Source organism: Alsobacter sp. SYSU BS001988 (genome assembly GCF_054796215.1).
This window is the reverse complement of sequence record NZ_JBTAMK010000001.1, coordinates 771,267-794,491: the sequence shown is the minus strand read 5'-3', so window position 1 is coordinate 794,491 and position 23,225 is coordinate 771,267. Positions and strand designations below refer to the sequence as shown.

General features: G+C 71.2%; 21 protein-coding genes. 8 read left to right on the top strand and 13 right to left on the bottom strand.

Going from position 1 to position 23,225, the window contains the following annotated elements; translation table 11 throughout:
- The first annotated feature begins 63 nt into the window (after positions 1–63).
- A complete protein-coding gene (locus tag ACYVO7_RS03350) occupies positions 64–639 on the top strand; it encodes a CAP domain-containing protein (protein WP_460448412.1) in 576 nt (191 codons plus the stop codon).
- A 6-nt stretch (positions 640–645) separates the two neighbouring features.
- On the opposite strand, the gene ACYVO7_RS03345 is transcribed toward ACYVO7_RS03350, so the two are convergent.
- The 7 genes from ACYVO7_RS03345 to ACYVO7_RS03315 all read right to left on the bottom strand — a co-directional run bounded on the left by ACYVO7_RS03345 (position 646) and on the right by ACYVO7_RS03315 (position 8,221).
- The gene (locus ACYVO7_RS03345; protein ID WP_460448411.1) at positions 646–1,101 is read right to left on the bottom strand and encodes a DMT family transporter; all 456 of its coding nucleotides are present in this window, start codon (positions 1,099–1,101) and stop codon (positions 646–648) included.
- Positions 1,102–1,235: 134 nt separating this feature from the next.
- A complete protein-coding gene (locus tag ACYVO7_RS03340; RefSeq protein WP_460448410.1) occupies positions 1,236–2,234 on the bottom strand; it encodes an ABC transporter substrate-binding protein in 999 nt (332 codons plus the stop codon).
- A 30-nt stretch (positions 2,235–2,264) separates the two neighbouring features.
- Positions 2,265–3,209, bottom strand: a complete 945-nt coding sequence (locus ACYVO7_RS03335; RefSeq protein WP_460448552.1) for an ABC transporter permease — start codon at positions 3,207–3,209, stop codon at positions 2,265–2,267.
- A 182-nt stretch (positions 3,210–3,391) separates the two neighbouring features.
- Positions 3,392–4,285 carry an ABC transporter permease gene (locus ACYVO7_RS03330; protein ID WP_460448409.1) on the bottom strand — a complete coding sequence of 298 codons (894 nt, stop codon included), beginning with the start codon at positions 4,283–4,285 and terminating at the stop codon, positions 3,392–3,394.
- A 192-nt stretch (positions 4,286–4,477) separates the two neighbouring features.
- The gene (locus tag ACYVO7_RS03325) at positions 4,478–5,257 is read right to left on the bottom strand and encodes an ABC transporter ATP-binding protein (protein WP_460448408.1); all 780 of its coding nucleotides are present in this window, start codon (positions 5,255–5,257) and stop codon (positions 4,478–4,480) included.
- 166 nt (positions 5,258–5,423) lie between these two features.
- Positions 5,424–6,851, bottom strand: a complete 1,428-nt coding sequence (gene hydA, locus ACYVO7_RS03320) for a dihydropyrimidinase (protein ID WP_460448407.1) — start codon at positions 6,849–6,851, stop codon at positions 5,424–5,426.
- A 110-nt stretch (positions 6,852–6,961) separates the two neighbouring features.
- Positions 6,962–8,221: a Zn-dependent hydrolase gene (locus ACYVO7_RS03315; protein WP_460448406.1), complete on the bottom strand. Its 1,260-nt coding sequence runs from the start codon at positions 8,219–8,221 to the stop codon at positions 6,962–6,964.
- 189 nt (positions 8,222–8,410) lie between these two features.
- Here ACYVO7_RS03315 and ACYVO7_RS03310 point away from each other — a divergent pair, with 189 nt between their 5' ends.
- The gene (locus ACYVO7_RS03310; protein ID WP_460448405.1) at positions 8,411–9,100 is read left to right on the top strand and encodes a TetR family transcriptional regulator C-terminal domain-containing protein; all 690 of its coding nucleotides are present in this window, start codon (positions 8,411–8,413) and stop codon (positions 9,098–9,100) included.
- 197 nt (positions 9,101–9,297) lie between these two features.
- Here the strand turns inward: ACYVO7_RS03310 and ACYVO7_RS03305 are convergent, their stop codons facing one another.
- Both ACYVO7_RS03305 and gcvA read right to left on the bottom strand, forming a co-directional pair.
- Positions 9,298–10,539 (bottom strand): NAD(P)/FAD-dependent oxidoreductase, encoded by a 1,242-nt coding sequence (locus ACYVO7_RS03305; protein WP_460448404.1) that lies wholly within the window; start codon positions 10,537–10,539, stop codon positions 9,298–9,300.
- 105 nt (positions 10,540–10,644) lie between these two features.
- Positions 10,645–11,556 (bottom strand): transcriptional regulator GcvA, encoded by a 912-nt coding sequence (gene gcvA, locus ACYVO7_RS03300; RefSeq protein WP_460448403.1) that lies wholly within the window; start codon positions 11,554–11,556, stop codon positions 10,645–10,647.
- A gap of 160 nt (positions 11,557–11,716) precedes the next feature.
- On the opposite strand from gcvA, the gene amaB reads away from it, so the two are divergent.
- The 4 genes from amaB to ACYVO7_RS03280 all read left to right on the top strand — a co-directional run bounded on the left by amaB (position 11,717) and on the right by ACYVO7_RS03280 (position 17,544).
- Positions 11,717–13,240: an L-piperidine-6-carboxylate dehydrogenase gene (gene amaB / locus ACYVO7_RS03295; protein ID WP_460448402.1), complete on the top strand. Its 1,524-nt coding sequence runs from the start codon at positions 11,717–11,719 to the stop codon at positions 13,238–13,240.
- Positions 13,241–13,373: 133 nt separating this feature from the next.
- Positions 13,374–14,588, top strand: a complete 1,215-nt coding sequence (locus ACYVO7_RS03290) for an acyl-CoA dehydrogenase (RefSeq protein WP_460448401.1) — start codon at positions 13,374–13,376, stop codon at positions 14,586–14,588.
- 33 nt (positions 14,589–14,621) lie between these two features.
- Entirely contained in the window at positions 14,622–15,812 is a 1,191-nt protein-coding gene (locus tag ACYVO7_RS03285) for a CaiB/BaiF CoA transferase family protein (RefSeq protein WP_460448400.1), read from the top strand.
- 40 nt (positions 15,813–15,852) lie between these two features.
- The gene (locus tag ACYVO7_RS03280; RefSeq protein WP_460448399.1) at positions 15,853–17,544 is read left to right on the top strand and encodes a thiamine pyrophosphate-binding protein; all 1,692 of its coding nucleotides are present in this window, start codon (positions 15,853–15,855) and stop codon (positions 17,542–17,544) included.
- Between the two features lie 22 nt (positions 17,545–17,566).
- Here ACYVO7_RS03280 and ACYVO7_RS03275 read toward each other — a convergent pair whose 3' ends face one another.
- The 3 genes from ACYVO7_RS03275 to ACYVO7_RS03265 form a co-directional block, all read right to left on the bottom strand.
- The gene (locus ACYVO7_RS03275; RefSeq protein ID WP_460448398.1) at positions 17,567–18,124 is read right to left on the bottom strand and encodes an SRPBCC family protein; all 558 of its coding nucleotides are present in this window, start codon (positions 18,122–18,124) and stop codon (positions 17,567–17,569) included.
- The gene (locus ACYVO7_RS03270; RefSeq protein ID WP_460448397.1) at positions 18,111–18,470 is read right to left on the bottom strand and encodes an ArsR/SmtB family transcription factor; all 360 of its coding nucleotides are present in this window, start codon (positions 18,468–18,470) and stop codon (positions 18,111–18,113) included. Before ACYVO7_RS03270 ends, ACYVO7_RS03275 begins: the two co-directional genes overlap by 14 nt.
- Positions 18,471–18,564: 94 nt before the next feature.
- Positions 18,565–19,161 (bottom strand): tetratricopeptide repeat protein, encoded by a 597-nt coding sequence (locus ACYVO7_RS03265; RefSeq protein ID WP_460448396.1) that lies wholly within the window; start codon positions 19,159–19,161, stop codon positions 18,565–18,567.
- Between the two features lie 134 nt (positions 19,162–19,295).
- On the opposite strand from ACYVO7_RS03265, the gene ACYVO7_RS03260 reads away from it, so the two are divergent.
- Together ACYVO7_RS03260 and ACYVO7_RS03255 are read left to right on the top strand one after the other, a co-directional pair.
- Positions 19,296–20,339, top strand: a complete 1,044-nt coding sequence (locus tag ACYVO7_RS03260) for an MraY family glycosyltransferase (RefSeq protein WP_460448395.1) — start codon at positions 19,296–19,298, stop codon at positions 20,337–20,339.
- Between the two features lies 1 nt (position 20,340).
- On the top strand, positions 20,341–21,270 hold the full coding sequence (locus tag ACYVO7_RS03255; RefSeq protein WP_460448394.1) for an NAD-dependent epimerase/dehydratase family protein: 930 nt from the start codon (positions 20,341–20,343) through the stop codon (positions 21,268–21,270).
- On the opposite strand, the gene ACYVO7_RS03250 is transcribed toward ACYVO7_RS03255, so the two are convergent.
- Positions 21,188–23,209, bottom strand: a complete 2,022-nt coding sequence (locus ACYVO7_RS03250) for an SDR family NAD(P)-dependent oxidoreductase (protein WP_460448393.1) — start codon at positions 23,207–23,209, stop codon at positions 21,188–21,190. The genes ACYVO7_RS03255 and ACYVO7_RS03250 overlap by 83 nt on opposite strands.
- Between the last annotated feature and the right edge of the window lie 16 nt (positions 23,210–23,225).

The window sequence follows — 23,225 nt, the reverse complement described above, 5'->3', positions numbered from 1 at the left end:
TGAACATTACAACTGAAGGTTGTGCGCCCCAAACCCGCCCGGATCATCGGCCAGAAGACCCGCATGAAACCTCTCGTCTCCCACGCCCTGCTCTGCTTCATCCTGGCCGGCGGGGCGACCGACGCGGCCGCGCAGGCGCCCGCTCCCGCCAAACCCGGCCACGCGAAACGGCCCGCGGCGACCTCCGAGTCGGCCCGCGCCGCCCAGGCGGTGACCGCCTTCCGCAAGGCCGAAGGCCTCGGACCGGTGACGTCCGACCCGGCGCTGGTGCGCGCGGCCGAGTTCCAGGCGAACGGGATGGCCGCCCGTGGCGAGATGTCGCATGAGGTCGTCGGGTCCTTTCCGTCGCGCCTGAAGTCCGCCGGCGTCCGCGCCTACATGGCCTCCGAGAACGTCGCGATGGGGCAGACCGACCTCGCGGACGCGATGGCCTCGTGGAAAGCCTCGGCCGGACACCGCAAGAACCTGCTGATGAAGGGCGCCACCCGGATCGGCCTGGCGCGCGCCACGGGCCAGGGCGCGCGCGGGCCCACGCTCTATTGGGCCATGGTCCTGGCCGGCCCGGAGCCGCGCCCGAACGAGCCGCCGCCCGGGGCGGCGGTCATGCCCTTCGGCGGCCCGGTCTGGTTCGGGAACTGATCGGCCCTACAGCGCCCGCACCATCACGGCCCCGATCAGCACGAGCGCCACGCCTGCGACGCGCCCGAGCGAGATCTCGCGCATGGCGAGGCCGAGCAGGCCGAACTGGTCGAGAAGCAGGGCCGCGATGAGCTGGCCGGCGATCGCGAAGGCGATCAGCGTCGCCGCGCCCAGGCGCGGCACCAGCACGATGTTGGCGCAGACATAGACGGCCCCCAGCGCGCCGCCGACCACGAAGAGCCAGAGCGGGACGCGGCCCCACTGCTCGGCGCTGGGATAGTCCCGGACGAACAGCCCGACGATCCCGGCGAGCAGGACCGCGGCCGCCGCGAAGGAGATGGCCCCCGCCAGGATGGGGTTGCCGACGCCGCGCGCCAGCTGAGCGTTCAGGGCCGCCTGGACGGGCAGCGCGGTCGCGGCCAGCAGGGCGACGAGCGGCAGGAGGATCGTCAAGGGTGACATGGGGTTCCCTGTTGAGCCGCTCCGCGCCGCGAGGGCTCGCCCCGCGCGTGCGGCGCCTGCGCTGGCGAGCCTGAGGCCGGCGGTCCTGAGGCGGGACCGGCGCAGCGGGGCGCTGCGCCGGCGTCGTGGCGGCCTTACTTCAGCGTCTTCGCCTTCTCGGTCACCACATGGCTGAACGCGCCCGTGGGCTCCTTGGAGATCACCGGGTCGGAGCCGCCCGAGAGCAGCGTCGCGACGGTGCGCTTGTAGTCGGCCTCGTCGAGCGTCCCGTCGGAGCCGGCCGTCAGCTTGTTGATCTCCTCCATCATGCGGGTCTGGTGCTTCTCGGTCTGGGCGCCCGAGGCGTCGTTGTCGAGCACGATCTTGGCGGCGTCCTTCGGGTTGGCGCGCGCCCATTCCCAGCCCTTCATGGAGGCCTTCACGAAGCGGGCCATCTTGTCCACGAAGGCCGGGTCCTTGAGCTTGTCCTCCAGCACGTAGAGGCCGTCCTCCGTGGTGGCGACGCCCTGATCCTCGTATTTGAACACCACGAGGTTCTCCGGCTTGATGCCGGCGTCGATCACCTGCCAGTACTCGTTGTACGTCATGGTCGAGATGCAGTCGGCCTGCTTCTGCAGGAGCGGGTCGACGTTGAAGCCCTGCTTCAGCACCTTCACGCCCTGGGGCGAGCCGTCGGTCGGGATCTTGAGCTTCGCCATCCAGCTGAGGAACGGATATTCGTTGCCGTAGAACCAGACGCCGAGCGTGCGGCCCTTCAGATCGGCCGGCGTCTTGATGCCGGTCTCGGCGCGGCAGGTCAGCATCATGCCGGACTTCTTGAACGGCTGCGCGATGTTGACCAGCGGCACGCCCTTCTCGCGCGAGGCCAGCGCGGACGGCATCCAGTCCACGATCACGTCGGCGCCGCCGCCTGCGATCACCTGCGGGGGCGCGACGTCGGGGCCGCCCGGCTTGATGGTGACGTCGAGGCCGGCGTCCTTGTAGAAGCCCTTGTCCTTGGCGACGTAGTAGCCGCCGAACTGGGCCTGGGTGACCCATTTCAGCTGGATCGTGACCTTGTCGGCCGCCTGCGCCGCATGGGCGGCCACGAGCGCTCCAAGCGCCAGGCCGGCGAGCATGATGTGCTTCTTCATCGCGTATCCCTCCCCATCCGAACGAACAAATCAGCCGGCGCGCCCGCGATAGCTGGCGTGCCAGAAGGTGGCCCGGCGCTCGGCGAGCGCCAGCAATCCGTAGAAGAGCGAGCCGGCCAGCGCGGCGACCACGATCGTCGCCCACACCATGTCGATGTTCATGCGCCCGACCTCGGTGTTGATGCGGAATCCCATGCCGACGATGGGCGTCCCGAAGAACTCGGCCACGATGGCCCCGATCAGCGCCAGCGTGGAGTTGATCTTCAACCCGTTGAAGATGAACGGCAAGGCCGCGGGCAGGCGCAGGCGCAGCAGGGTCTGCCCGTAGCTCGCCGCATAGGTCTTCATCAGGTCCCGCTCCATCGTGCCCGCCGAGGCGAGGCCCGCGACGGTGTTCACCAACTGCGGGAAGAACGTCATGATCACCACGATGGCGGCCTTGGACTGCCAGTCGAAGCCGAACCACATCACCATGATGGGGGCGACGCCGACGATCGGCAGGGCCGACACGAGGTTGCCGAGCGGCAGCAGGCCGCGCTGCAGGAAGGGCGAGCGGTCGATCAGGATCGCGGCCAGGATGCCCGACCCGCAGCCCATCACGTAGCCCGCCGTCACGCCCTTGAAGGTCTGGACGAAGTCGGCGCCCAGCGTCGGCAGGGACGAGGCGAAGCGCGCCGCGATGGCGGAAGGCGCGGGCAGGATGACCTTCATCATCGAAGAGCCGAAGCCCCGCACGCCGCACTCCCAGAGGAACAGCAGCGTCAGGCCGAAAACGAGCGGGATGGCCAGGTTGGCGAGCGTCGCCGGCCAGCCGGCGGAGAGGCGCAGGCCGACGAGCCAGGACACGGTATGCCAGGCGGCGAGCCACACGGCGACGAGCGCCGCCGCGTAGCCCCAGCCCGCATTGGCCTGAAGCCCTGCCCCCAGCAGGGCGACGAGCGCCACGGCGCCGCCGGCGGCCATCAGGGCCAGCATGGTGGAGCCGAGCCGCCAGCGCGCCTCGTTGCCGGCGCCGCCCGCACAGAGCAGCGCGGATGCGAACAGGGCGGCCAGGTAGGGCCGCGCCCAGGTCGGCGCGTCGCCGGCCGCCGTCAGCGGACCTCCCAGGGCGAGCAGGCTCGCCAGCGCGCACAGGATCGCGAGCCAATCCCCCCGCCTCATCGCGCATAGCCCATGCGCTTCGCCACGACGCGGTCCGCCAGCGCCACCGCGGCGATCAGCGCGCAGGCGCAAAAGGCGGCCGCGAAGATCGCGGCCCAGATCTGGATGGTCTGGCCGTAATAGGAGCCCGCCAGCAGCCGCGCCCCGAAGCCGCCGTCGGCCGACTGGGTGAGCTCCGCCACCACGGTCCCGACCAGGCTGGCGGCGACGCCCACCTTGAGGCTCGCGAACAGGAACGGCGCGGAGGCCGGCAGCCGCAGCGACCAGAAGGTCTGCGCCTGCGAGGCCGAATAGGTGCGCATCAGGTCGAGCTGCAGCGGATCGGGCGAGCGCAGGCCCTTCACCATGCCGACCGTCACCGGGAAGAACGACAGGTAGGCCGCGATCGCGGCCTTCGGGACGATGCCGGTCACGTCGAGCTGGTTCAGGATGATGACGATCATCGGCGCCAGCGCGATGATCGGGATCGTCTGGGATGCGATGATCCAGGGCATCAGCGAGCGGTCGAGGCTCCTGACATGCACGATCAACACTGCAAGCCCGATCCCGAGCGCGGAGCCGAACAGGAAGCCCAGCAGCGTCGCCGAGAGCGTGACGCCGCCATGGTAGACGAGGCTGCGCTTGGACGAGGGCGCGGTGTCCACCACCGTCTTCCACAATTCCTGCGCCACCTGGTGCGGGGCGGGAAGCCGCGGCCGCTCCTGCGCCAGCGTGCCGGCGACGAGTTCGCCCGTGGTCCAGGTCTTCTGCCCGGCATTGTCGAAGGCCGAGCGCTGCAGGTCGGCGTTCATCCACACCGCGCCGGCGTACCACAACGCCACGATGGCGACGCAGACCGCCAGAATGGGGCCGAGATGGCCAGCCCAGAGCGAGGCGAGGGGACGGCTCATCGGCTGGCTCCCCTGCTGGGGCCAAGCGCAATGGGCCTCCCTCCCCTGCAGGGGAGGGACTGAGGGTGGGGAGAACGCCGGGCGAAGAGCGCAACGCCCGACACGGGCGCAACGGATAGGCCCCACCCTCGATCCCTCCCCTGCAGGGGAGGGAGGGGCGCCGAGCACTCCGACGGGTCGGGAGCGATCCCCTCAGTCATAGGAATGCCCCTCGCGCAGGCCGTGGCGGACGCGGTTGGCGATGGCCAGGAACTCGGGCGTCTCGCGGATGTCGAGGGTGCGGTCGCGCGGGAAGTCGCAGGGGATGATCTCGTGGATTCGGCCCGGACGGGGCGACATCACGACGATGCGGGTGGAGAGGAACACGGCCTCCGGGATCGAGTGCGTGACGAAGACCACGGTCTTGCGGGTCAGGTCCCACAGGCGCAGCAGCTGTTCGTTGAGCTTGTCGCGGACGATCTCGTCCAGCGCGCCGAAGGGTTCGTCCATGAGCAGCAGGTCGGGATCGAACGACAGCGCCCGCGCGATGGAGGCGCGCTGCTGCATGCCGCCGGAGAGCTGCCACGGGAACTTGCGCTCGAAGCCTTCGAGATTGACCAGGGCCAGGTTCCGGGCCACGCGCTCGCGCCGCTCCTCGCGCGAATAGCCCATGATTTCGAGCGGCAGGCCGACATTGCCGGCGATGGATCGCCACGGATAAAGCGCCGGCGCCTGGAACACATAGCCATAGGAGCGTTTCAGCCGCGCCTCCTGCGGGCTGACGCCGTTCACCAGGATGGAGCCCGAGGTGGCGGTCTCGAGATCTGCGATGACGCGCAGCAGCGTGGTCTTGCCGCAGCCTGAGGGCCCGATCAGCGACACGAACTCGCCCCGCTCGATGGTCAGGTCGATGCCGGACAGCGCCTGCACGGCGCCGTCGGCGGAATCGTAGGTGAGCGAGAGGTCGCGGGCTTGGATGACGGCGTCGGGCATCAGCGCAGGGCCTGGGCCGAAGGACCCCTCATCCGACCTCGCTTCGCTCGGCCACCTTCTCCCCGCGCCGGGGCGAAGGGCGCGCGCGGCGCCGTGGCCGCGATGGGCCCCCTCTCCCCGGCACGGGGAGAGGGCTGGGGTGAGGGCCGTTGCAAGTGACGCAGGCTCACCGCGCGACGGCCCGGTCGGCCGTGAGCGCCTTGAAGGTGCGCAGGGCCTGGGCGTCGGCCGGGAAGGGGGAGCGCGGGACGAAGCGGCCGCGGCCGCGCTGGCCGGTGAGCTTGCCGTCCTGCCACACGCATTCGCCGCGCGAGAAGGTGTAGCGCGGCGTGGCGCTGACCTTCATGCCCTCGAACACGTTGTAGTCGATCGCCGACTGCTGGGTCTTGGCCGAGATGGTCTTGCCGGCCTTGGGGTCCCACACCACGAGGTCCGCCTCCGCGCCCTGCTGGATGACGCCCTTGCGGGGGTAGAGGTTGAGAATGCGGGCGATGTTGGCCGAGGTGACGGCCACGAACTCGTTCATGGTCAGGCGGCCGGTCTCGACGCCCTTGGTCCAGAGCACCGAGAGCCGGTCCTCCAGCCCGCCGGTTCCGTTCGGGATCTTCGTGAAGTCGCCCATGCCGAAGCGCTTCTGCTCGGTCGTGAAGGCGCAATGGTCGGTCGCCACCACCTGCAGGGAGCCGGCGCGCAGCCCGTTCCAGAGGTCGTCCTGGTGCTTCTTGTTGCGGAAGGGCGGCGACATGACGCGCTGGGCCGCGTGGTCCCAGTCCGGATGGGCGTATTCGCTGTCGTCCAGCGTGAGATGCTGCACCAGCGGCTCGCCATAGACGCGCTGGCCGTTGGCGCGGGCGCGGGCCACGGCCTCGTGCGCCTCGATGGACGAGACATGGACGATGTAGACCGGGCAGCCGGCCGCGTCCGCGATCATGATGGCGCGGTTGGCGGCCTCGCCCTCGACGCTCGGCGGGCGCGAATAGGCGTGGCCCTCCGGACCCGTGATGCCGTCCTTCAGGAGCTTCTGCTGGAGCGCGGCCACGAGGTCGCCGTTCTCGGCGTGGACGAGCGGCATGGCGCCGAGCTCGGCGCAGCGCTGGAACGAGGCGAACATCTCCTCGTCGTTCACCATCAGCGCGCCCTTGTAGGCCATGAAGTGCTTGAAGGTGGTGACGCCCTTCTCGACCACCTTGCCCATGTCGGCGCGGACCTGGTCGTTCCAGTAGGTGATGCACATGTGGTAGGCGTAGTCCGCGTAGGCGGTCTCGGACTTCTTCTCCCATTCGGCCCAGGCGTCGAGCAGCGGCTGCCCGTTTCCGGGGATGCAGAAGTCCACCACCATGGTGGTGCCGCCCGACAGCGCCGCGCGCGTGCCGCTCTCCCAGTCGTCCGCCGTGGTCGTGCCCATGAACGGCATGGACAGATGCGTGTGCGGGTCGATGCCGCCCGGGAACACGAAGCAGCCCTCGGCGTCCACCGTCGTGTCGCCCGAGAGGCCGTCGCCCACCGCCTTGATGTGCTCGCCCTCGATCAGCACGTCCGCCTTCCAGGTGCGGTCGGCGTTGACCACGGTTCCGTTCTTGATGAGCGTCGACATGGGCGGCTCCTGTGGGTGGGCGAATGGCGAATAGCGAGTGGCGAGTAGGGAAGGCGAACGGGTGAGTTGGGAAAGCACCCCTACTCGCTACTCGCCACACCCCATTCGCTTCAAGGCACGATCTCGGCCTTGCTGAGCGCGGCCTGCAGCAGCACGTTGGCGCCGGCCGTGGCCCATTCGGGCTTGATGTCCTCGATTTCGTTGTGGCTGATGCCGTCCACGCAGGGCGTGAAGATCATGGCGGTGGGCGCCACGCGCGCGATGTAGCAGGCGTCGTGGCCGGCCCCGGACACGATGTTGCGGTGGGTGTAGCCGAGCTTTTGCGCCGCGCCGCGCACGGCCGCCACGCAGCTCTCCTCGAAGGCGACGGGCGGGTAGTAGAAGATCTGCTTGGTCTCCTGCTCGAGCCCGATGCCGGCGCAGATCTCGTCCACGCCCGCGCGCAGCGCCGCGTCCATGCCGGCCAGCACGGAATCGTCGGGGCAGCGGAAATCCACCGTCATCCAGACCTGGCCCGGGATGACGTTGCGGGAATTCGGATAGGGGTTGAGCATGCCCACCGTGGCGACCGCGTTCGGCGCGTTGGCGAGGCCGATGCGGTTGACCAGCTCGACGACCCGGGCGGCGCCCAGCAGCGCGTCCTTGCGCACCGGCATGGGGGTGGAGCCGGCGTGGCTCTCGAAGCCCGTGAGCGTGATCTCGTACCAGCGCTGGCCCTGGCCGTGCGTGACCACGCCGATGTCGAGGTTCTCGTCCTCCAGGATGGGGCCCTGCTCGATATGGAGCTCGAAGAAGGCGTGGATGGGCCGGCTGCCGACCGGCAGGTCGCCCTGGAAGCCGATGCGCTGCAGCTCGTCGCCCAGCGTCTTGCCCTCGGAGTCCACCCGCGAATACGCGAACTCCTCCGTGTAGACGCCCGCGAAGACGCCGGACGACACCATCGCGGGGGCGTAGCGGGAGCCCTCCTCGTTGGTCCAGTTGGCGACCTCGATGGGGTGTTTCGTCCTGATGTTGAGGTCCTTCAGCGTGCGCACCACCTCGAGCGCGCCGAGCACGCCCAGCACGCCGTCGAACTTGCCCCCGGTGGGCTGGGTGTCGAGGTGGCTGCCCAGCATCACGGGCGGGAGCGTGTCGTCCACGCCGGGGCGGCGGGCGAACATGTTGCCCATGCGGTCCACCGAGACGGCGCACCCGGCCTCCTCGCACCAGCGCCGGAAAAGCTCGCGGCCCTGCTTGTCGAGGTCGGTGAGGGTGAGGCGCTTGCAGCCGCCCTTGGGGGTGGCGCCGATCTGCGCCATCTCCATGAGGCTGTCCCAAAGGCGCGCGCCGTCGATGCGCACATTGCCGAGTTCGGCGCCAGCTCCGCTCATCCGTCTGATCCCCTCTCGGCGGCCAAGATGGCCGCGGCGGCCTCTGGCCGCGTGGCGCGTGGGCTGATTTTTGTCTCCCGCACCCGCGAAGTCGAGGCTAGTATGGCATTGACCGTTTGGTCAACAATCACGCCCGAGCCCGCGCGCGTCGGTCCGAGGCGAAGCAGAAGCGCGCTGCTGGAGGACATCTTGGCCAAAGCCAGGCCGCACGACCGGACCGCGCCGCGCCCGCCGTCGGCGTCCGGATCCCCCGGCGCGGCGCCCCGGGCCGCCATGCGGCTGAACGCCCGCGAGGAGAACGAGCGCCTGATCCTGGAGGCGGGCGAGAGCGTCTTCGCCGAGCTCGGCTTCAAGGGCGCGACGACGGGCGCGATCGCGGCCCGCGCCGGGCTGCCGAAGGCGAACGTGCATTATTACTTCCCCAGCAAGGACGACCTCTACCGGGCCGTGATGGCGCGGGTGCTGCACCGCTGGCTCGCGGCGGCCTCCTCGCTCGACGACAGCGACGATCCGGAGGATGCGCTGACGCGCTACATCACGGCCAAGATGGAGCTGTCGCGCAGCATGCCGCTGGGCTCGCGCATCTTCGCCAGCGAGATCATGCGGGGCGCGCCCGCCATCGCCGATCACCTGGAGGGCACCCTCGCCCACTGGGTCGAGTCGCGCGGCGCCATCGTCCGGCGCTGGATCGCCGAGGGCAAGCTCGCCCCGATCGAGCCGAAGGCGCTGTTCTATCTCATCTGGGCGGCCACGCAGCATTACGCCGACTTCGCCACCCAGATCGAGGTGCTGAACGGGGGCCGCCCGCTCAGCGACGACGAGTTCGCCGAAACGACCCGCCAGCTCGCCCGCACCATCCTGCGCGGCGTGCTGGCCTAGGCAGGCGCCCCTTGCCCAACCAGGCCTCGTCATCCCCGGCGGCGCGCAGCGCCGGGAAGGGGATCCACGACGGTCGAGGCGACGCGCCCTTCGCCCGGCTTCTCTGGATCGCCTTCCCGCGCCTTCGGCGCGCCGGGATGACGGGAGAGGGAGCTTTCGGGACCATTTCCAGCCGCCTGGGCCCGCGGGTTGAGGGGTCAGATGACGTTGCGCTCCAGGACGGGCCGGTTGGCGGCGATGCGGTCGAAGGACATGTCGGAGAGGTCGAGCGTCAGGTAGCGGCCGTGCAGGATCAGTTCGGCGAGGCCGCGGCCGACGGCGGGGGACTGCTGCAGGCCGTGGCCGGAGAAGCCGTTGGCGAGGTAGAAATTGTCGAGGCCGCCGGCCTGGCCCAGGATGGCGTTGTGGTCGAAGAGGTTCATGTCGTAGTGGCCGGCCCAGGCCCGGCCGGGGCGGATCTCCTCGAAGGCCGGGACCCGCGTCGCCAGGGCGGGCCAGATCGTCTCCTCGAAGAAGCCCCAGTCCACCTCGAACTCGTCGGAGTCGGGGTCCGGCATGTCGGCCGTCGGGCCGGCGCTGCCGATGAACATCTGGCCCTCCGGCCCGCGCCGGCCCTCGGGGCGGAACCACGCGCCCGTCGTGTCGATCACCAGGGGCGCGTTCTCGACCGGGCCCTTGCAGGTGAAGGAAAAGACGAAGCGCTTCCTGGAATGGACCGGGATGGCGACGCCCGCCATGGCGGCGACCTGGCGGCCGCCCGACGCGCCGGCGGCGTTGACCAGGGCGCCGCAGGCGATGCGCGATCCGTCGGCGAGGCGCACGCCCGTGACGCGGGCGCCGTCCCGGTCGATCCCGCTCACCGTCCCGTCCACATAGGCGACGCCGAGGCTGCGGGCCTTCTTGCGGAAGGCCTGCATGAGGCCCCAGCCGTCGAACCAGCCTTCGCCGCTGCGGCCCCATGTCCCGCAGGCGAGGTCGCCGGTGGCCAGCCAGGGGAAACGGGCGGCCAGGGCGTCGCGTTCGAACAGGACGATGTCGGCGCCCTCGGCCGCCTGCAGGGCGTTGTTGGCGCGCAGCGCCGGCGCGCCCTCCGGGCTGGCGAGATAGAGATAGCCGCCCTCCACGAGCCCGATCTCGGGCCGGTCGTCGCCGACGGCGAGCAGCTCCCCGATGCGGCGCAGGAACTGGACGCCGTAGAGCGAGATCCGGATGTTCACCGCGCTGGAATACTGCTGCCGGATGGAGGCCGCCGACAGCGCCGAGGCCGAGAACTGGTAGGTGGGGTCCTTCTCCACCACCACCACCCGGCCCTTGAAGGCGGGGTCGGACGCGATGTGGCACGCGATGGAGGATCCGATGGCGGCGCCGCCCACGATCACGACGTCTGCGGAGGTCGGCGGGGCGGAAAGCTGCGGAGCGGAGGCGGTCGGGGAGGTCATGCGAGCAAGCCGGCGAGCAGGGATGGGGATCGGCCGCGCGCGCTGGCCCGCGGTCATGAGCAGGCCGCATGATTGGCAGGTTCGGGCGCGGCTGTCGAGACGGCTTCAGCCGAGGTCGCGCCCGCATTGCGCGAGCAGCCAGTCCCGGAACGCCACGACGGGCGGCCGGTCGCGCTTCTCCTCCGGATAGACCAGCCAGTAGCCCTGCCGGCTGTCGATGGGCCGGTCGAACGGAACCGCGAGCGCGCCGCTGCGCAGCTCCTCCTCCACCAGCATGCGCGGCACGATCGCCATGCCGAGCCCGGCGACGGCCGCCTGGGCCACCATGGCGAACTGCTCGAAGCTCGGGCCCAGCAGGGCCTGGGCCGGGGCGAGTCCCTGCCGTTCCAGCCATTCGGCCCAGGCGCGCGGGCGGGTGGACTGCTGCAGCAGCGGCGCGCGCAGCACGTCGGCGGGCTCCTTCAGGCCGACGCGGGCGATCAGGTCCGGGCTGGCGACCGGCACGATGACCTCGCCCATGAGGCGGTGCATCGCCGCGCCCGGCCAGGTGGGGTCGCCAAAATGGATGGCGGCGTCGAGCGGCTCCTGGCGGAAGTCGAAGGGCCGGATGCGGGTGGCGAAGTCGATGGTCACCTCCGGGTGCTTCTGGAAGAAGTCCGGCAGGCGCGGGATCAGCCAGCGCGTGCCGAAGGTGGGCAGGATGGCGAGGGCCAGCGTGCCGCCCGCGCCCCGGAACGCCATGGCCGACATGGTCGCGGCGGCGATGCGCGAGAGCGCGTCGCGGATCTCCGCCGCATAGGCGAGGCCGGCCGGCGTCAGGGTGACGCGCTGGCGCACCCGCTCGAACAGCGGCACGCCCAGCGTCTGCTCCAGCGCGGCGACCTGCCGGCTGACCGCGCCCTGCGTCAGGTTCAGCTCCTCGGCGGCCCGCGTGAAGCTGCCGTGGCGGGCCGCGGCCTCGAAGGCCTGGAGCGCGCCGAGGGACGGCAGAAGGCTGCGCTGGGTCGCGAAGATCATGCGTTCTCCTCATGAACTGGTGAGAACATATCGGTTGCGCCCGCCATGCGAAAGAGCGACGGTTCGGCGAACGCGCGGGAGCGCCGCACGGCGCGGTCCCGCTGGGCTGCGTCCGGCGCCGGCAGCGGGCCGGGCCGGCGACTTGATCAGGAGATCCGCCATGGCCGCCTCGGCGCGCGACGACGTTCTGGGCATTCTCGACCGCCTCGGCGTTCCGGCTTCGGCCTTCCTGCGGGGCGGCATGCCGGCCCGCTCGCCCGTGACGGGCGACGTGACGGCCGAGATCCGGGAGGACGGCCCGGCCGAGGCCGCCGCCGCCATCGCCCGGGCCCACGAGGCCTTCGCGGCCTGGCGCAAGGTTCCGGCGCCCCGGCGCGGCGAGTTCGTGCGCCTCCTCGGCGAGGAGCTGCGCGCCCACAAGGCCGATCTCGGCATGCTGGTGACGCTGGAGGCCGGCAAGATCGTCTCGGAAGGCCTCGGCGAGGTCCAGGAGATGATCGACATCTGCGACTACGCGGTCGGCCTGTCGCGCCAGCTCTTCGGCCTCACCATCGCGACCGAGCGGCCCGAGCACCGCATGATGGAGACCTGGCACCCGCTGGGCGTCACGGGCGTGATCACGGCCTTCAACTTCCCGGTGGCCGTGTGGTCGTGGAACGCCGCCCTGGCCTTCGTGTGCGGCGACCCCGTGGTGTGGAAGCCCTCCGAGAAGACGCCGCTGACCGCGCTCGCCGTCCAGGCCGTCGTCGAGAAGGCCGCCGCCCGCTTCGGCGGCGTGCCGGACGGGCTCAGCCAAGTGCTGATCGGCGGGCGGGCGCTCGGCGAGGCGCTGGTGGACGATCCCCGCGTCGCGCTCGTTTCGGCGACGGGCTCCACCGCGATGGGCCGGCAGGTCGGACCCAGGGTCGCGGCGCGCTTCGGCCGGTCGATCCTGGAGCTCGGCGGCAACAACGCCGCCATCGTGGCGCCCTCGGCCGACATCGAGATCGCGCTGCGCGGCATCGCCTTCGCGGCGATCGGCACCGCCGGCCAGCGCTGCACCACGCTGCGGCGGCTCTTCGTGCATGAGAGCGTCTACGACGCCCTCGTTCCGCGCCTGAAGCGCGTCTATGAGAGCGTGCGGATCGGCGACCCGCGCGAGGCCGGCGTGCTCGTGGGCCCGCTGATCGACAAGGGCGCCTTCGACGGCATGCAGCGCGCCCTGGCCGAGGCGCGCGGCCTCGGCGCCGAGGTGACCGGCGGCCAGCGCGTCCGCGAGGAGCTGGGCGCGGAGGCCTATTACGCCTCGCCCGCTCTGGCGGAGATGCCCTCCCAGACCGGCCCGATGCTGCGCGAGACCTTCGCGCCCATCCTGTACGTCACGAAGTATCGCACGCTCGAGGAGGCGATCGCGCTTCAGAACGCCGTCGGGGCGGGCCTGTCCTCGTCGATCTTCACCCTCGACATGCGCGAGGCCGAGCGCTTCGTCTCGGCCGAGGGCTCCGATTGCGGCATCGCCAACGTGAATATCGGGCCGTCCGGGGCCGAGATCGGCGGGGCGTTCGGCGGCGAGAAGGAGACCGGCGGAGGCCGCGAGGCCGGCTCCGACGCCTGGAAGGCCTATATGCGCCGGGCGACCAACACCATCAATTACGGCGCGACCCTGCCCTTGGCGCAGGGCGTGACCTTCGAGATCATTGGGTAACCCCGCCGTCATCCCCGGCGGCGCGCAGCGCCGGGAAGGGGATACAGACGGCGGTTCAGTCAAAGGCTGGATCCCCTTCCCGCGCCTTCGGCGCGCCGGGGATGACGGCGGTGGAAGACCGAGGAGACATCCGATGAGCGCGCAGCCGCAGAGCAAGACGACGTCGTCCGCCGCCTCGTTCCAGTGGGACGACCCCTTCCTGCTCGATGACCAGCTCACCGAGGACGAGCGCCTGATCCGCGACACGGCCCGGGCCTACGCGCAGGAGAAGCTGCTGCCGCGCGTCGTGGAGGCCTATCGCGAGGAGAAGACGGACCGGTCGATCTTCACCGAGATGGGCGAGCTCGGCCTGCTCGGCGTCACCCTGCCGGAGGACTATGGCTGCGCGGGCGCCAACTACGTCTCCTATGGGCTCGTCGCCCGCGAGGTCGAGGCCATCGATTCCGGCTACCGCTCGATGATGAGCGTGCAGTCGTCGCTGGTGATGTACCCGATCTACGCCTATGGGGACGAGAACCAGCGCAAGAAGTACCTGCCGAAGCTCGCCTCGGGCGAGTGGGTCGGCTGCTTCGGCCTGACCGAGCCCGACGCCGGCTCCGACCCCGCCGGCATGAAGACGCGCGCCGAGAAGGTGGCGGACGGCTACCGCATCACGGGCGGCAAGACCTGGATCTCCAATGCGCCGATCGCGGACGTCTTCGTGGTGTGGGCGAAATCGGCCGCCCATGGCGACCAGATCCGCGGCTTCGTGCTGGAGAAGGGCATGAAGGGCCTCTCCGCGCCCAAGATCGGCGGCAAGCTCTCGCTGCGCGCCTCGATCACCGGCGAGGTGGTGATGGACGGCGTGATCGTCCCCGAGGAGAACCTGCTGCCCAACGTCTCCGGCCTGAAGGGGCCGTTCGGCTGCCTCAACCGCGCCCGCTACGGCATCTCGTGGGGCTCCATGGGAGCGGCCGAGGACTGCTGGCGCCGCGCGCGGCAATACACGCTGGACCGCAAGCAGTTCGGCCGGCCGCTGGCCGCCACCCAGCTGGTGCAGAAGAAGCTGGCCGACATGCAGACCGAGATCGCGCTGGGCCTGCAGGCCAGCCTGCGCGTCGGCCGCCTCTTCGACGAGGGCAAGGTCGCGCCGGAGATGATCTCCATCGTCAAGCGCAACAATTGCGGCAAGGCGCTCGACATCGCCCGGGTCGCCCGCGACATGCATGGCGGCAACGGCATCCAGGAAGAATACCATGTGATGCGCCACGCGCAGAACCTGGAGACCGTCAACACCTATGAGGGCGCGCACGACGTCCACGCCCTCATCCTGGGCCGCGCCATCACCGGCATCCAGGCCTTCTTCTGAGCCGTGGGGCCCACAAATCCGGGAAACACGGACATGACAGGCCCCAAGCCTCTCGCGGGCGTCAAGGTGCTCGAGCTGGCCCGCATCCTGGCGGGGCCGTGGATCGGCCAGACCCTCGCCGACCTGGGGGCCGACGTCGTCAAGGTGGAGCGGCCCGGCGCCGGGGACGACACGCGCGCCTGGGGGCCGCCCTTCGTGCCGGCCGCGGATGGGGGCGACCTGTCCTCGGGCTACTACCACGCCTGCAACCGGGGCAAGCGCTCCATCGCGGTGGACTTCGAGACAGCCGAGGGCCAGGAGACGGTCAGGCGGCTGGCGGCGCATGCCGACGTGGTGATCGAGAACTTCAAGGTCGGCGGCCTGAAGAAATACGGCCTCGACCATGAGAGCCTGCGGGCGCTGAACCCGCGCCTCGTCACCTGCTCGGTGACGGGCTTCGGACAGGACGGCCCCTACCGGGAGCGCGCCGGCTACGACTTCATGATCCAGGCCATGGGCGGCATCATGGACCTGACCGGCGATGCGGACGGCGAGCCGCAGAAGCCGGGCGTCGCCTTCGCGGACATCTTCACCGGCGTCTACGGGGTCATCGGCGTCCTGGCCGCGCTGCGCCGGCGCGACGCCACCGGAGAGGGCGGCCACCTCGACATGGCGCTCTTCGACACGCAGGTTTCCGTGCTGGCCAACCAGGCGCTCAATTACCTCGTCTCCGGCAAGACGCCCAAGCGCATGGGCAACGCCCACCCCAACCTCGCGCCCTACCAGGTGTTCCCGGTGGCGGACGGCCACATCGTCATCGCCTCCGGCAATGACGGGCAGTTCCGCCGGCTGTGCGGCGTCCTCGGCGCGCCCGGGATGGCGGACGATCCCGCCTACGCCAGCAACGCGCTACGGGTGACGAACCGGGAGCGGCTGATCCCGGCCCTCTCCGAGCTGACCCTCCGCGTCCGGCGCGACGATCTCCTGGCCGCGCTGGAGCGCGTCGGCGTTCCGGCCGGCCCCATCAACACCGTCGCGGACGTGTTCGAGGACCCGCAGGTCGAGGCCCGCGGCATGCGGGTGGACCTGCCCTGCCCGGACGCGGCGGGCGGCTCCATCCCGACGATCCGCTCGCCCCTGGTCCTGGACGGCGAGCCCATGGTGGCGGGGCGCGCTTCGCCGCGGTTGGGCCAGCACACCGACGAGGTGCTGTCCGATCCCGCCTGGACCGGCCTGCGGCCGTGACCTTCTCTCAGCATCCCTCCTGCAAGACCGGGCTTCTCCCATGAGCGACGACGCAATCTCCTCCCGCGCAGCCGCCCGCACCGGCGGCCAGCTCATCGTCGACTGCCTGCAGGCCCAGGGGGTCGAGCATGTCTTCTGCGTGCCGGGCGAGAGCTATCTGGCGGTGCTGGACGCGCTGCATGACGCCAGGATCGCCGTCACGGTCTGTCGCCAGGAGGGCGGAGCGGCCATGATGGCGGACGCCGCAGGCAGGCTCACGGGCCGCCCCGGCGTCGTCATGGTGACCCGCGCGCCGGGCGCCACCAACGCCTCCGCCGGCATCCACATCGCCGAGCAGGATTCCGTGCCGCTGGTGATGTTCGTCGGCCAGATCGACCGCAGCATGCGCGGCCGCGGCGCCTTCCAGGAAATGGACTACCGCGCCGTGTTCGGCACCATGGCCAAGTGGGCCGTCGAGATCGACCAGGTGGAGCGCATCCCGGAGATCGTGTCGCGGGCCTTCCACGTCGCCATGCAGGGGCGGCCCGGCCCCGTCGTGATCGCCCTGCCGGAGGACATGCTGCTGGAGGCCGCCAGCGTGCAGGCGGGACCGCGCGTCGAGCCGGTCGAGATCTGGCCCGGCCTGACCCAGATGGCCGAGCTGCAGAAGCTGATCTGGGCGGCGCGAAAGCCCATCATGATCCTGGGCGGGTCCGGCTGGTCGGAGAAGGCCTGCGCCAGCGTGGCGCGCTTCGCCGAGCGCTTCGACATGCCGGTCGCGGCCTCGCTGCGCCGCCAGATGCTGTTTTCGGGCGAGCACCCCAACTACGCCGGCGAGATCGGCATCGCCCCCAATCCGAAGCTGCGGGCCCGCATCGAAAGCGCCGATCTGGTGATCCTCGCGGGCGGCAGGATGTCGGAGATGCCGTCGCAGTCCTACGCCATCCTGGAGATCCCCAGCCCGAAGCAGACGCTGGTGCATGTGCACGCCGGGTCGGAGGAGATCGGGCGGGTGTACCACCCGGCGCTCGGGATCATCGCCTCGCCGAACGCCTTCGCGGCGGCGCTGGAGAGCGTGCAGCCGCCGCAATCCATCCCGTGGAGAGGAGAGACCCGGCAGGCGCGCGAGGACTACCTCGCCTGGACGGACCAGCCCCCGCGCATCCCGGGCCGCCTGCAGATGGGCGAGGCCATGCTGTGGCTGCGCAACCGCCTGCCCGAGGACGCCATCGTGACCAACGGCGCCGGCAACTACGCCACCTGGCCGGCGCGCTTCCTGCGCTTCCGCCGCTACGGCACGCAGCTCGCCCCCACGTCGGGCTCGATGGGTTACGGGGTCCCGGCCGCGATCGGGGCGAAGCGGCTCCATCCGGAGCGCATGGTGGTGGCCTTCGCCGGTGACGGCTGCTTCCTGATGCATGGGCAGGAGTTCGCCACGGCGGTGCAATACGGGCTGCCGGTGATCTTCGTGGTCGTCGACAACGGCATGTACGGCACCATCCGGATGCACCAGGAGCGCGAATATCCGGGCCGCGTCTCGGCGACGGCCCTGGAGAACCCCAATTTCGCCGACTACGCCCGCGCCTTCGGCGGGCATGGCGAGCGGGTGGAGAGCACCGAGGAGTTCGCGCCCGCCTTCGAGCGCGCCGTCGCCTCAGGCAAGCCCGCGATCCTGCATTGCCTGATCGACCCGGAGGCGATCACGCCGTCGCAGACCCTCACTCAGATCCGCGAGAAGGCGCTGGCCCGCTGAGCCGGCGCCTCCCGCATAGGGTTCAGGCGCCCGCGGCGCGCCGCTCGTAAATGGGCCGGACGGCCCGGATGCTGCGCCAGAACCCGGCCGGGGGGCGCTCCTCCAGTTCGGAGGCGAGCAGGTCGAGGTGGCAGTGCCAGCCGGCCGACACCGAGACGGCCATGCCGGGCTTCACCACGCGGCTATGCGTCACCGTGAGCCGGACCTTGCCGCCCTCCTCGGCGAGTTCGAACCGCACCTGCGAGGAATCCGGCTCCGCCCCCCAGGTGAAGGCCAGCAGCGAGGGCTTCTCGCAGGCCAGGACGGTCCCGCGCAGGCGCGACACCTCGCCATGCGCTTCCGACCCGGCCGGAGGAGGCTCGTCGTTCGGGGTCAGCGCGTTGTTGTGGAAGACCAGTTCGATCGCGCCGCCCGGCGAAAGGTCGAAGGCCCCGGCCGCCAGCCACTTACGGCGCAGGTCGGGCTCGGTCAGGTAGCGCCAGACCCGCTCGCGGGGACCGGGCAGCAGGCGCTCGATGCGGATCGCATCGGTCCCGACAGGCTGGGCAAGAGAGTCGGGGGCGAAGTCATGTCTGTCCATCGTGATCTCCCGTAGGGGCGTCGTCCTCGGCCAGGAGCGCCTCGAGGGCGTCCAGCCTTTCGGTCCAGAAGCGCTCGAAATGCCGGATCCATTCCTGCCCGGCATGCATCGGGGCCGCTTCCAGACGGCACACATGGCTGCGTCCCCGGACCGTCCGGCGAATCAGGCCGGCCTCCTCCAGCACGCGAATGTGCTTGGAGGCGGCGGCCAGCGACATCGGATGAGGCGCCGCAAGGTCGCCGACCGTCGCCTCGCCGCGCGCCAGCCGCTGGAGCATGGCCCTGCGGGTGGCGTCGGAGAGCGCGTGGAAGACCGTGTCGAGTTCGGGGGCTTGTTGCTCAACCATACGGTTGAATATGCCGGCGAGGAGGCGGATTGTCAACCGTTCGGTTGAATGAACATGAGCGGCGAGCCTGCAGGCCCGGCCGGCGGTCGTGCGCCTAATGCAGCTGGCAGAGCGGCGTGCCGCCGATCTCCTCGATCGCCTCGCGCAGGCCGAGCAGATGCGGGTTGATCCCCAGCGCGATCTGGAAGGCGGCGCGGGCCTCGGCGAAGCGGTCGTGCCGCAGGCAGATCTGGCCGAAGCCCGAGACCGCCCCGAAATGGCGCGGCTCCAGCAGCAGCGTCTGCTCTATGTCGGCCAGCGCGTCGGCGTCGCGCTTCTGGATGAAGGCGAGGGTGGCGCGCTTGTTCCAGGCCTCGGCCCAGCGCGGCTCCTTCTCCACCAGCCTGTCCAGCATGGGGCGCGCGAGGTCGAGCGCGCCCGCCCCGATCGCCTCGATGGCGGCCGCCATCTGGTTGGACGCGTGCAGGTCCTTGTGGGCGATCCAGTGCGCCCAGATCAGGTCCTCCAGATCGTCCGGGTCGCGCTCGGGCTCCGGCTGCGCGAGTTCGCGGAACAGCGTCGTGAGGCGGCGCGGCAAGGTCGCGGCGGGGCGGCGCTCGCCGAGCCGCATCACCAGCGTGAAGACCTTGTCGATATGGGCGCCGGTGGGCGGAATTTGGCCGGCGCGGGCCGAACGCGTGCGCATGCTCATGCCCAGTCATCTAGGGCGGCGAGCCCGCAGGGGGAGAGGAGGCGCCCCGCTTTGGCCGGCCCCGGCGGCGCCTTGTTCCGCCGCCGCGGATCGGTATGGTCCGCATGTGCGCGGCTTCGCGCCCCGGAGCCACGATGCCGCCCTTCGACGCCCTGCGCGCCGCCCCGATGCTGGTCCTGCTCGCCGCCTGCGCGGCGGCGGCGACTTTCGCCGTCCTGCCGCCCTTGACGCCGCTGCTGCGGCGCTACGCGCTGGCGCGCCCGAACGCCCGATCCAGCCACAGCAGCCCGACCCCGCAGGGCGGCGGCGCGGCGGTGGTGGGCGTCGCGCTTGTCATGCTCGGCCTCGTCCTGGCGCTGGCGCCCGGCGTCCCCGCCGCCGAGCGGACCTCGCTGCTGGCCCTGATGGCCGCGGCGGCCGTGCTGGCCGTGCTGGGGGCCGTCGACGACGTGAAGCCGCTTCCGGCCGCGCCGCGCTTCCTCATCCAGGCGGTCGCGGTCGGCGCCGCGGTGTTCGCCGTCCCGGCCGAGACGAGGGTCTTTCCGGACCTGCTCCCGTATGGCGTCGAGCGCGCCTTGGTGGTCTTCGCCGGCCTCTGGTTCGTGAACCTGACCAATTTCATGGACGGGCTCGACTGGATCACGGCCGCCGAACTCACGCCCGTCAACGCCGCGCTGGCCTGGCTCGCCGTCCTGGGCGCCCTCCCGACGGCCGGCGGGGTGGTGGCGGCCTGCGTCGCCGGGGCCATGCTGGGCTTTGCGCCCTTCAACCGGCCGGTGGCGCGGCTGTTCCTGGGCGACGTCGGCAGCCTGCCCCTCGGCTTGCTCACCGGCTACGGGCTCTACCGGCTGGCCGGCGCCGGGCATGTGCTGCCGGCCCTCATCCTGCCGCTCTACTATCTGGCGGACGCCACCATCACGCTGCTGCGCCGCATGGCGAAGGGCGAGCGCTTCTGGGACGCGCATCGCAGCCACTATTACCAGCGGGCCACCGTCAACGGCCTCACCGTGTTGGGGGTGGTGACGCGGGTGTTCATCGTCAATCTCAGCCTCGCGGGCGTCGCCGTCATCGTGGCGGTCGCGTTCACGCCGGCGCGCGGCATGCTGGCCGCCGCGCTGGCGGCGCTGTGCGTGGCGGCGCTGCTGGCGGACTTCTCCCAGCGCAGGAGCAAGGCCTGAGATGCGGGTGCTGCTGACGGGCGCGTCGGGCTTCGTCGGGCGCCGCCTTGCGGCCGCGCTGCTCGCGCGCGGCCACGCCGTGCGGGCGCCGCTCCGCGATCCCGGCGCGGCGCTGCCCGAGGGCGTCGAGAGGCGGCCCATCGGCGACCTCGCCGGGCCGGTCGACTGGGCTCCGCTGCTGGCCGGCGTCGACGCGGTCGCGCACGCCGCTGGGCTTGCGCATGCCGGGCCAGGGCTGCCGGACGCGCTCTACGACGCCGTCAACCGGGACGCCACGCTGGCGCTGGCCCGCGCCGCGCGGGGCCGGGTCGGCCGCTTCGTGTTCCTGTCCTCCGTGCGGGCCCAGTCGGGGCCGACGGCGGCGCATCTCCTGACCGAGGCGGACGCGCCCGCGCCGACCGACGCCTATGGACGCTCCAAGCTGCAGGCCGAGGAGGGGCTGGCCGGGATCCCGGACCTGTCCTGGACCGCGCTGCGCCCCGTCGTGGTCTACGGGCCGGGGGTCGGCGGCAACCTGGCGACGCTGCTGCGGTTGGCGCGGCTTCCGGCGCCGCTGCCCTTCGGGTCCCTGACCGCGCCGCGGTCCTTCGCATCGGTGGAGAACGTCTCGGATGCGGTGGTCTTCGCGTTGGAGCGGCCCATGCGGGCGAACGGCCCGCTGATCGTCGCGGACCCGCAGCCGAGCTCCGTGGCCGAGTTCGTGGGCGCGATGCGCGCGGCGCTGGGCCGCGGGCCCGGGCTCGCATCCGTCCCGCCGGGCGCGATCGGGACGCTGCTGCGGCTCTTGGGCCGGTCAGACGCGTGGGAGCGCATCTCCGGGCCGATGGCGGCCTCGCCGCAGGCGCTCCTCACGGAGGGCTGGCGACCGCCGGTCGGGTCGACGCCGGAGGGAGTTCGGCGGTGGCTGGCGGCGGGATCACCGCCCGGGTGAAGTCCGGGACGGCGTCCGCCAGGATGCGCCTTGCGCCTTCGCGGTCATGGGCGTCGAGCGCGACCTTCAGGGCGGAGAGCCAGTCCAGCATCCTGCCGATGTCGGCGAAGAGCGGCTTGGCCGCCATCACGCCGGCCACGCCGGTGTCGACCGTGGGTTCGTCCTGGTCGAACAGGATCTCGTTCAGCCTCTCGCCCGCCCGCGCGCCCGTGACGGCGATCTCGATGTCGACGCCGGGCTCGAATCCGGCGAGGCGGATCATGCGCTCGGCCAGCGCCATGATCTTCACCGGCTGGCCCATCTTGAGCACATAGACGGACGGGGTCTCGCCCGTCGTGGCGCCGTCGGCCCGCATATCGAAATCGGCGTGGGACGCGGCGGTGAGCACCAGCTCGGCGGCCTCGCGGACGGTCATGAAATACCGCACCATGTCGGGATGGGTCACCGTGACCGGCCCGCCATGGGCGATCTGCGCCTTGAACTTCGGCACCACGGAGCCGTTCGAGCCCAGCACGTTGCCGAAGCGCACGGCGATGAGGCGCGTCCTGGCGGCCCCGTTCGCCTTGCCGTCGCCGGCGGAGCGGCCGGGCTCCCGGGCCAGCGCGTCGAGCGCCTGCGCGTACATCTCGGCGAAGCGCTTGGTCGCGCCCAGCATCGAGACGGGCTCGATGGCCTTGTCGGTGGAGATCATCACCGCGGCGCTGGCCCCGGAGGCGAGCGCGGCGTCCAGCACGTTCACGGAGCCGAACACGTTGGTCTTGATCGCCTCGTCCCAGTCCACCTCCAGATAGGGGACGTGCTTGAGGGCGGCCGCGTGAAAGACGAGATCCGGCCGGAAGTCTTGAAAGAGCCGTTCGATCCGCCCGCGGTCGCGGATGTCGGCGATGGCCCCGGTGACGCGCGTCACGCTGGACTGGAGCGCCAGCGCCTCGACGACGGCGTGGAGCGCCGGCTCGGAGTTCTCCACGATCATCAGCTCGGCCGCCCCGAACGCCGCCACCCTGAGCGACATCTCGCTGCCGATGGAGCCGCCGCCGCCGGTCACCAGCACGCGCCGGCCCTCGACGAGGCCCTTCAGGCGGGCGCGGTCGATCGCGATCGTGGGCCGCAGCAGGAGGTCGTCGATCTCCACCGGGGCGAGGCTGGCGCCCGATCCCAGGTTCTCGTCCAGGGTCTGGAAGCGCGTCAGCGGCACGCCGAGCCGCCGCGCGGCGGCGAACAGCTTCTCGGGCTCGGCGTCGGCCGCCAGCGCGCTCGGCGTGGCGATGAGGCGCTTCACCGCGACGCCGCGCTCGGCGAAGTCGCCGACGGTCTTCTCCAGATTGCGGAAATCCGCCCGGACCGAGATGCCCCTGATGCTCTGGCCGGCGTCGGAGGCGCGCGGCGACAGGACGCCGACGGCATGGATGCGCCGCAGCCCGCCGCTCTCCAGCGCCCGAAGGACGATCTCGACGTCGGCCGGGCGGCCCAGGACGAGCGCCGGCGTGGTGGCGAGCTTCTCCGCCTGGTCGCGCGAGCGCACGAAGCGCAGATAGCGGTAGGCGACCCGCGGCCCGCCCAGGAAGAAGATCTGCAGCACCCAGTAGAGCGCGATCGTGATCTTGCCGAAGAAGAAGCGGCCGTAGAAGTCGGGCGACACCAGCCCGTAGTCCAGCACCAGCAGCGACAGGCTCAGCACCGAGGCGGCCTTGACGATGCCCGACAGGTCCGGCAGCGACGCGAAACGCCAGCGCGACTGGTAGAGCCCGAAATACCAGTAGACGAGGCTGGCGTAGAGGGCGAAGGACGGCAGGATCACCGGCAGATAGGGCAGCCGCGCGGCCAGGAGGGGCCCTTCGAACCTCAGAATGAACACGGCCAGCAACGCCAGCACGGTCGCGGCGAAGTCGTGCGCGACGACCAGGGCCTTCTTGGCGTCGATGCGGCTGAACACGGACATGCGGGCGGTATCGGGC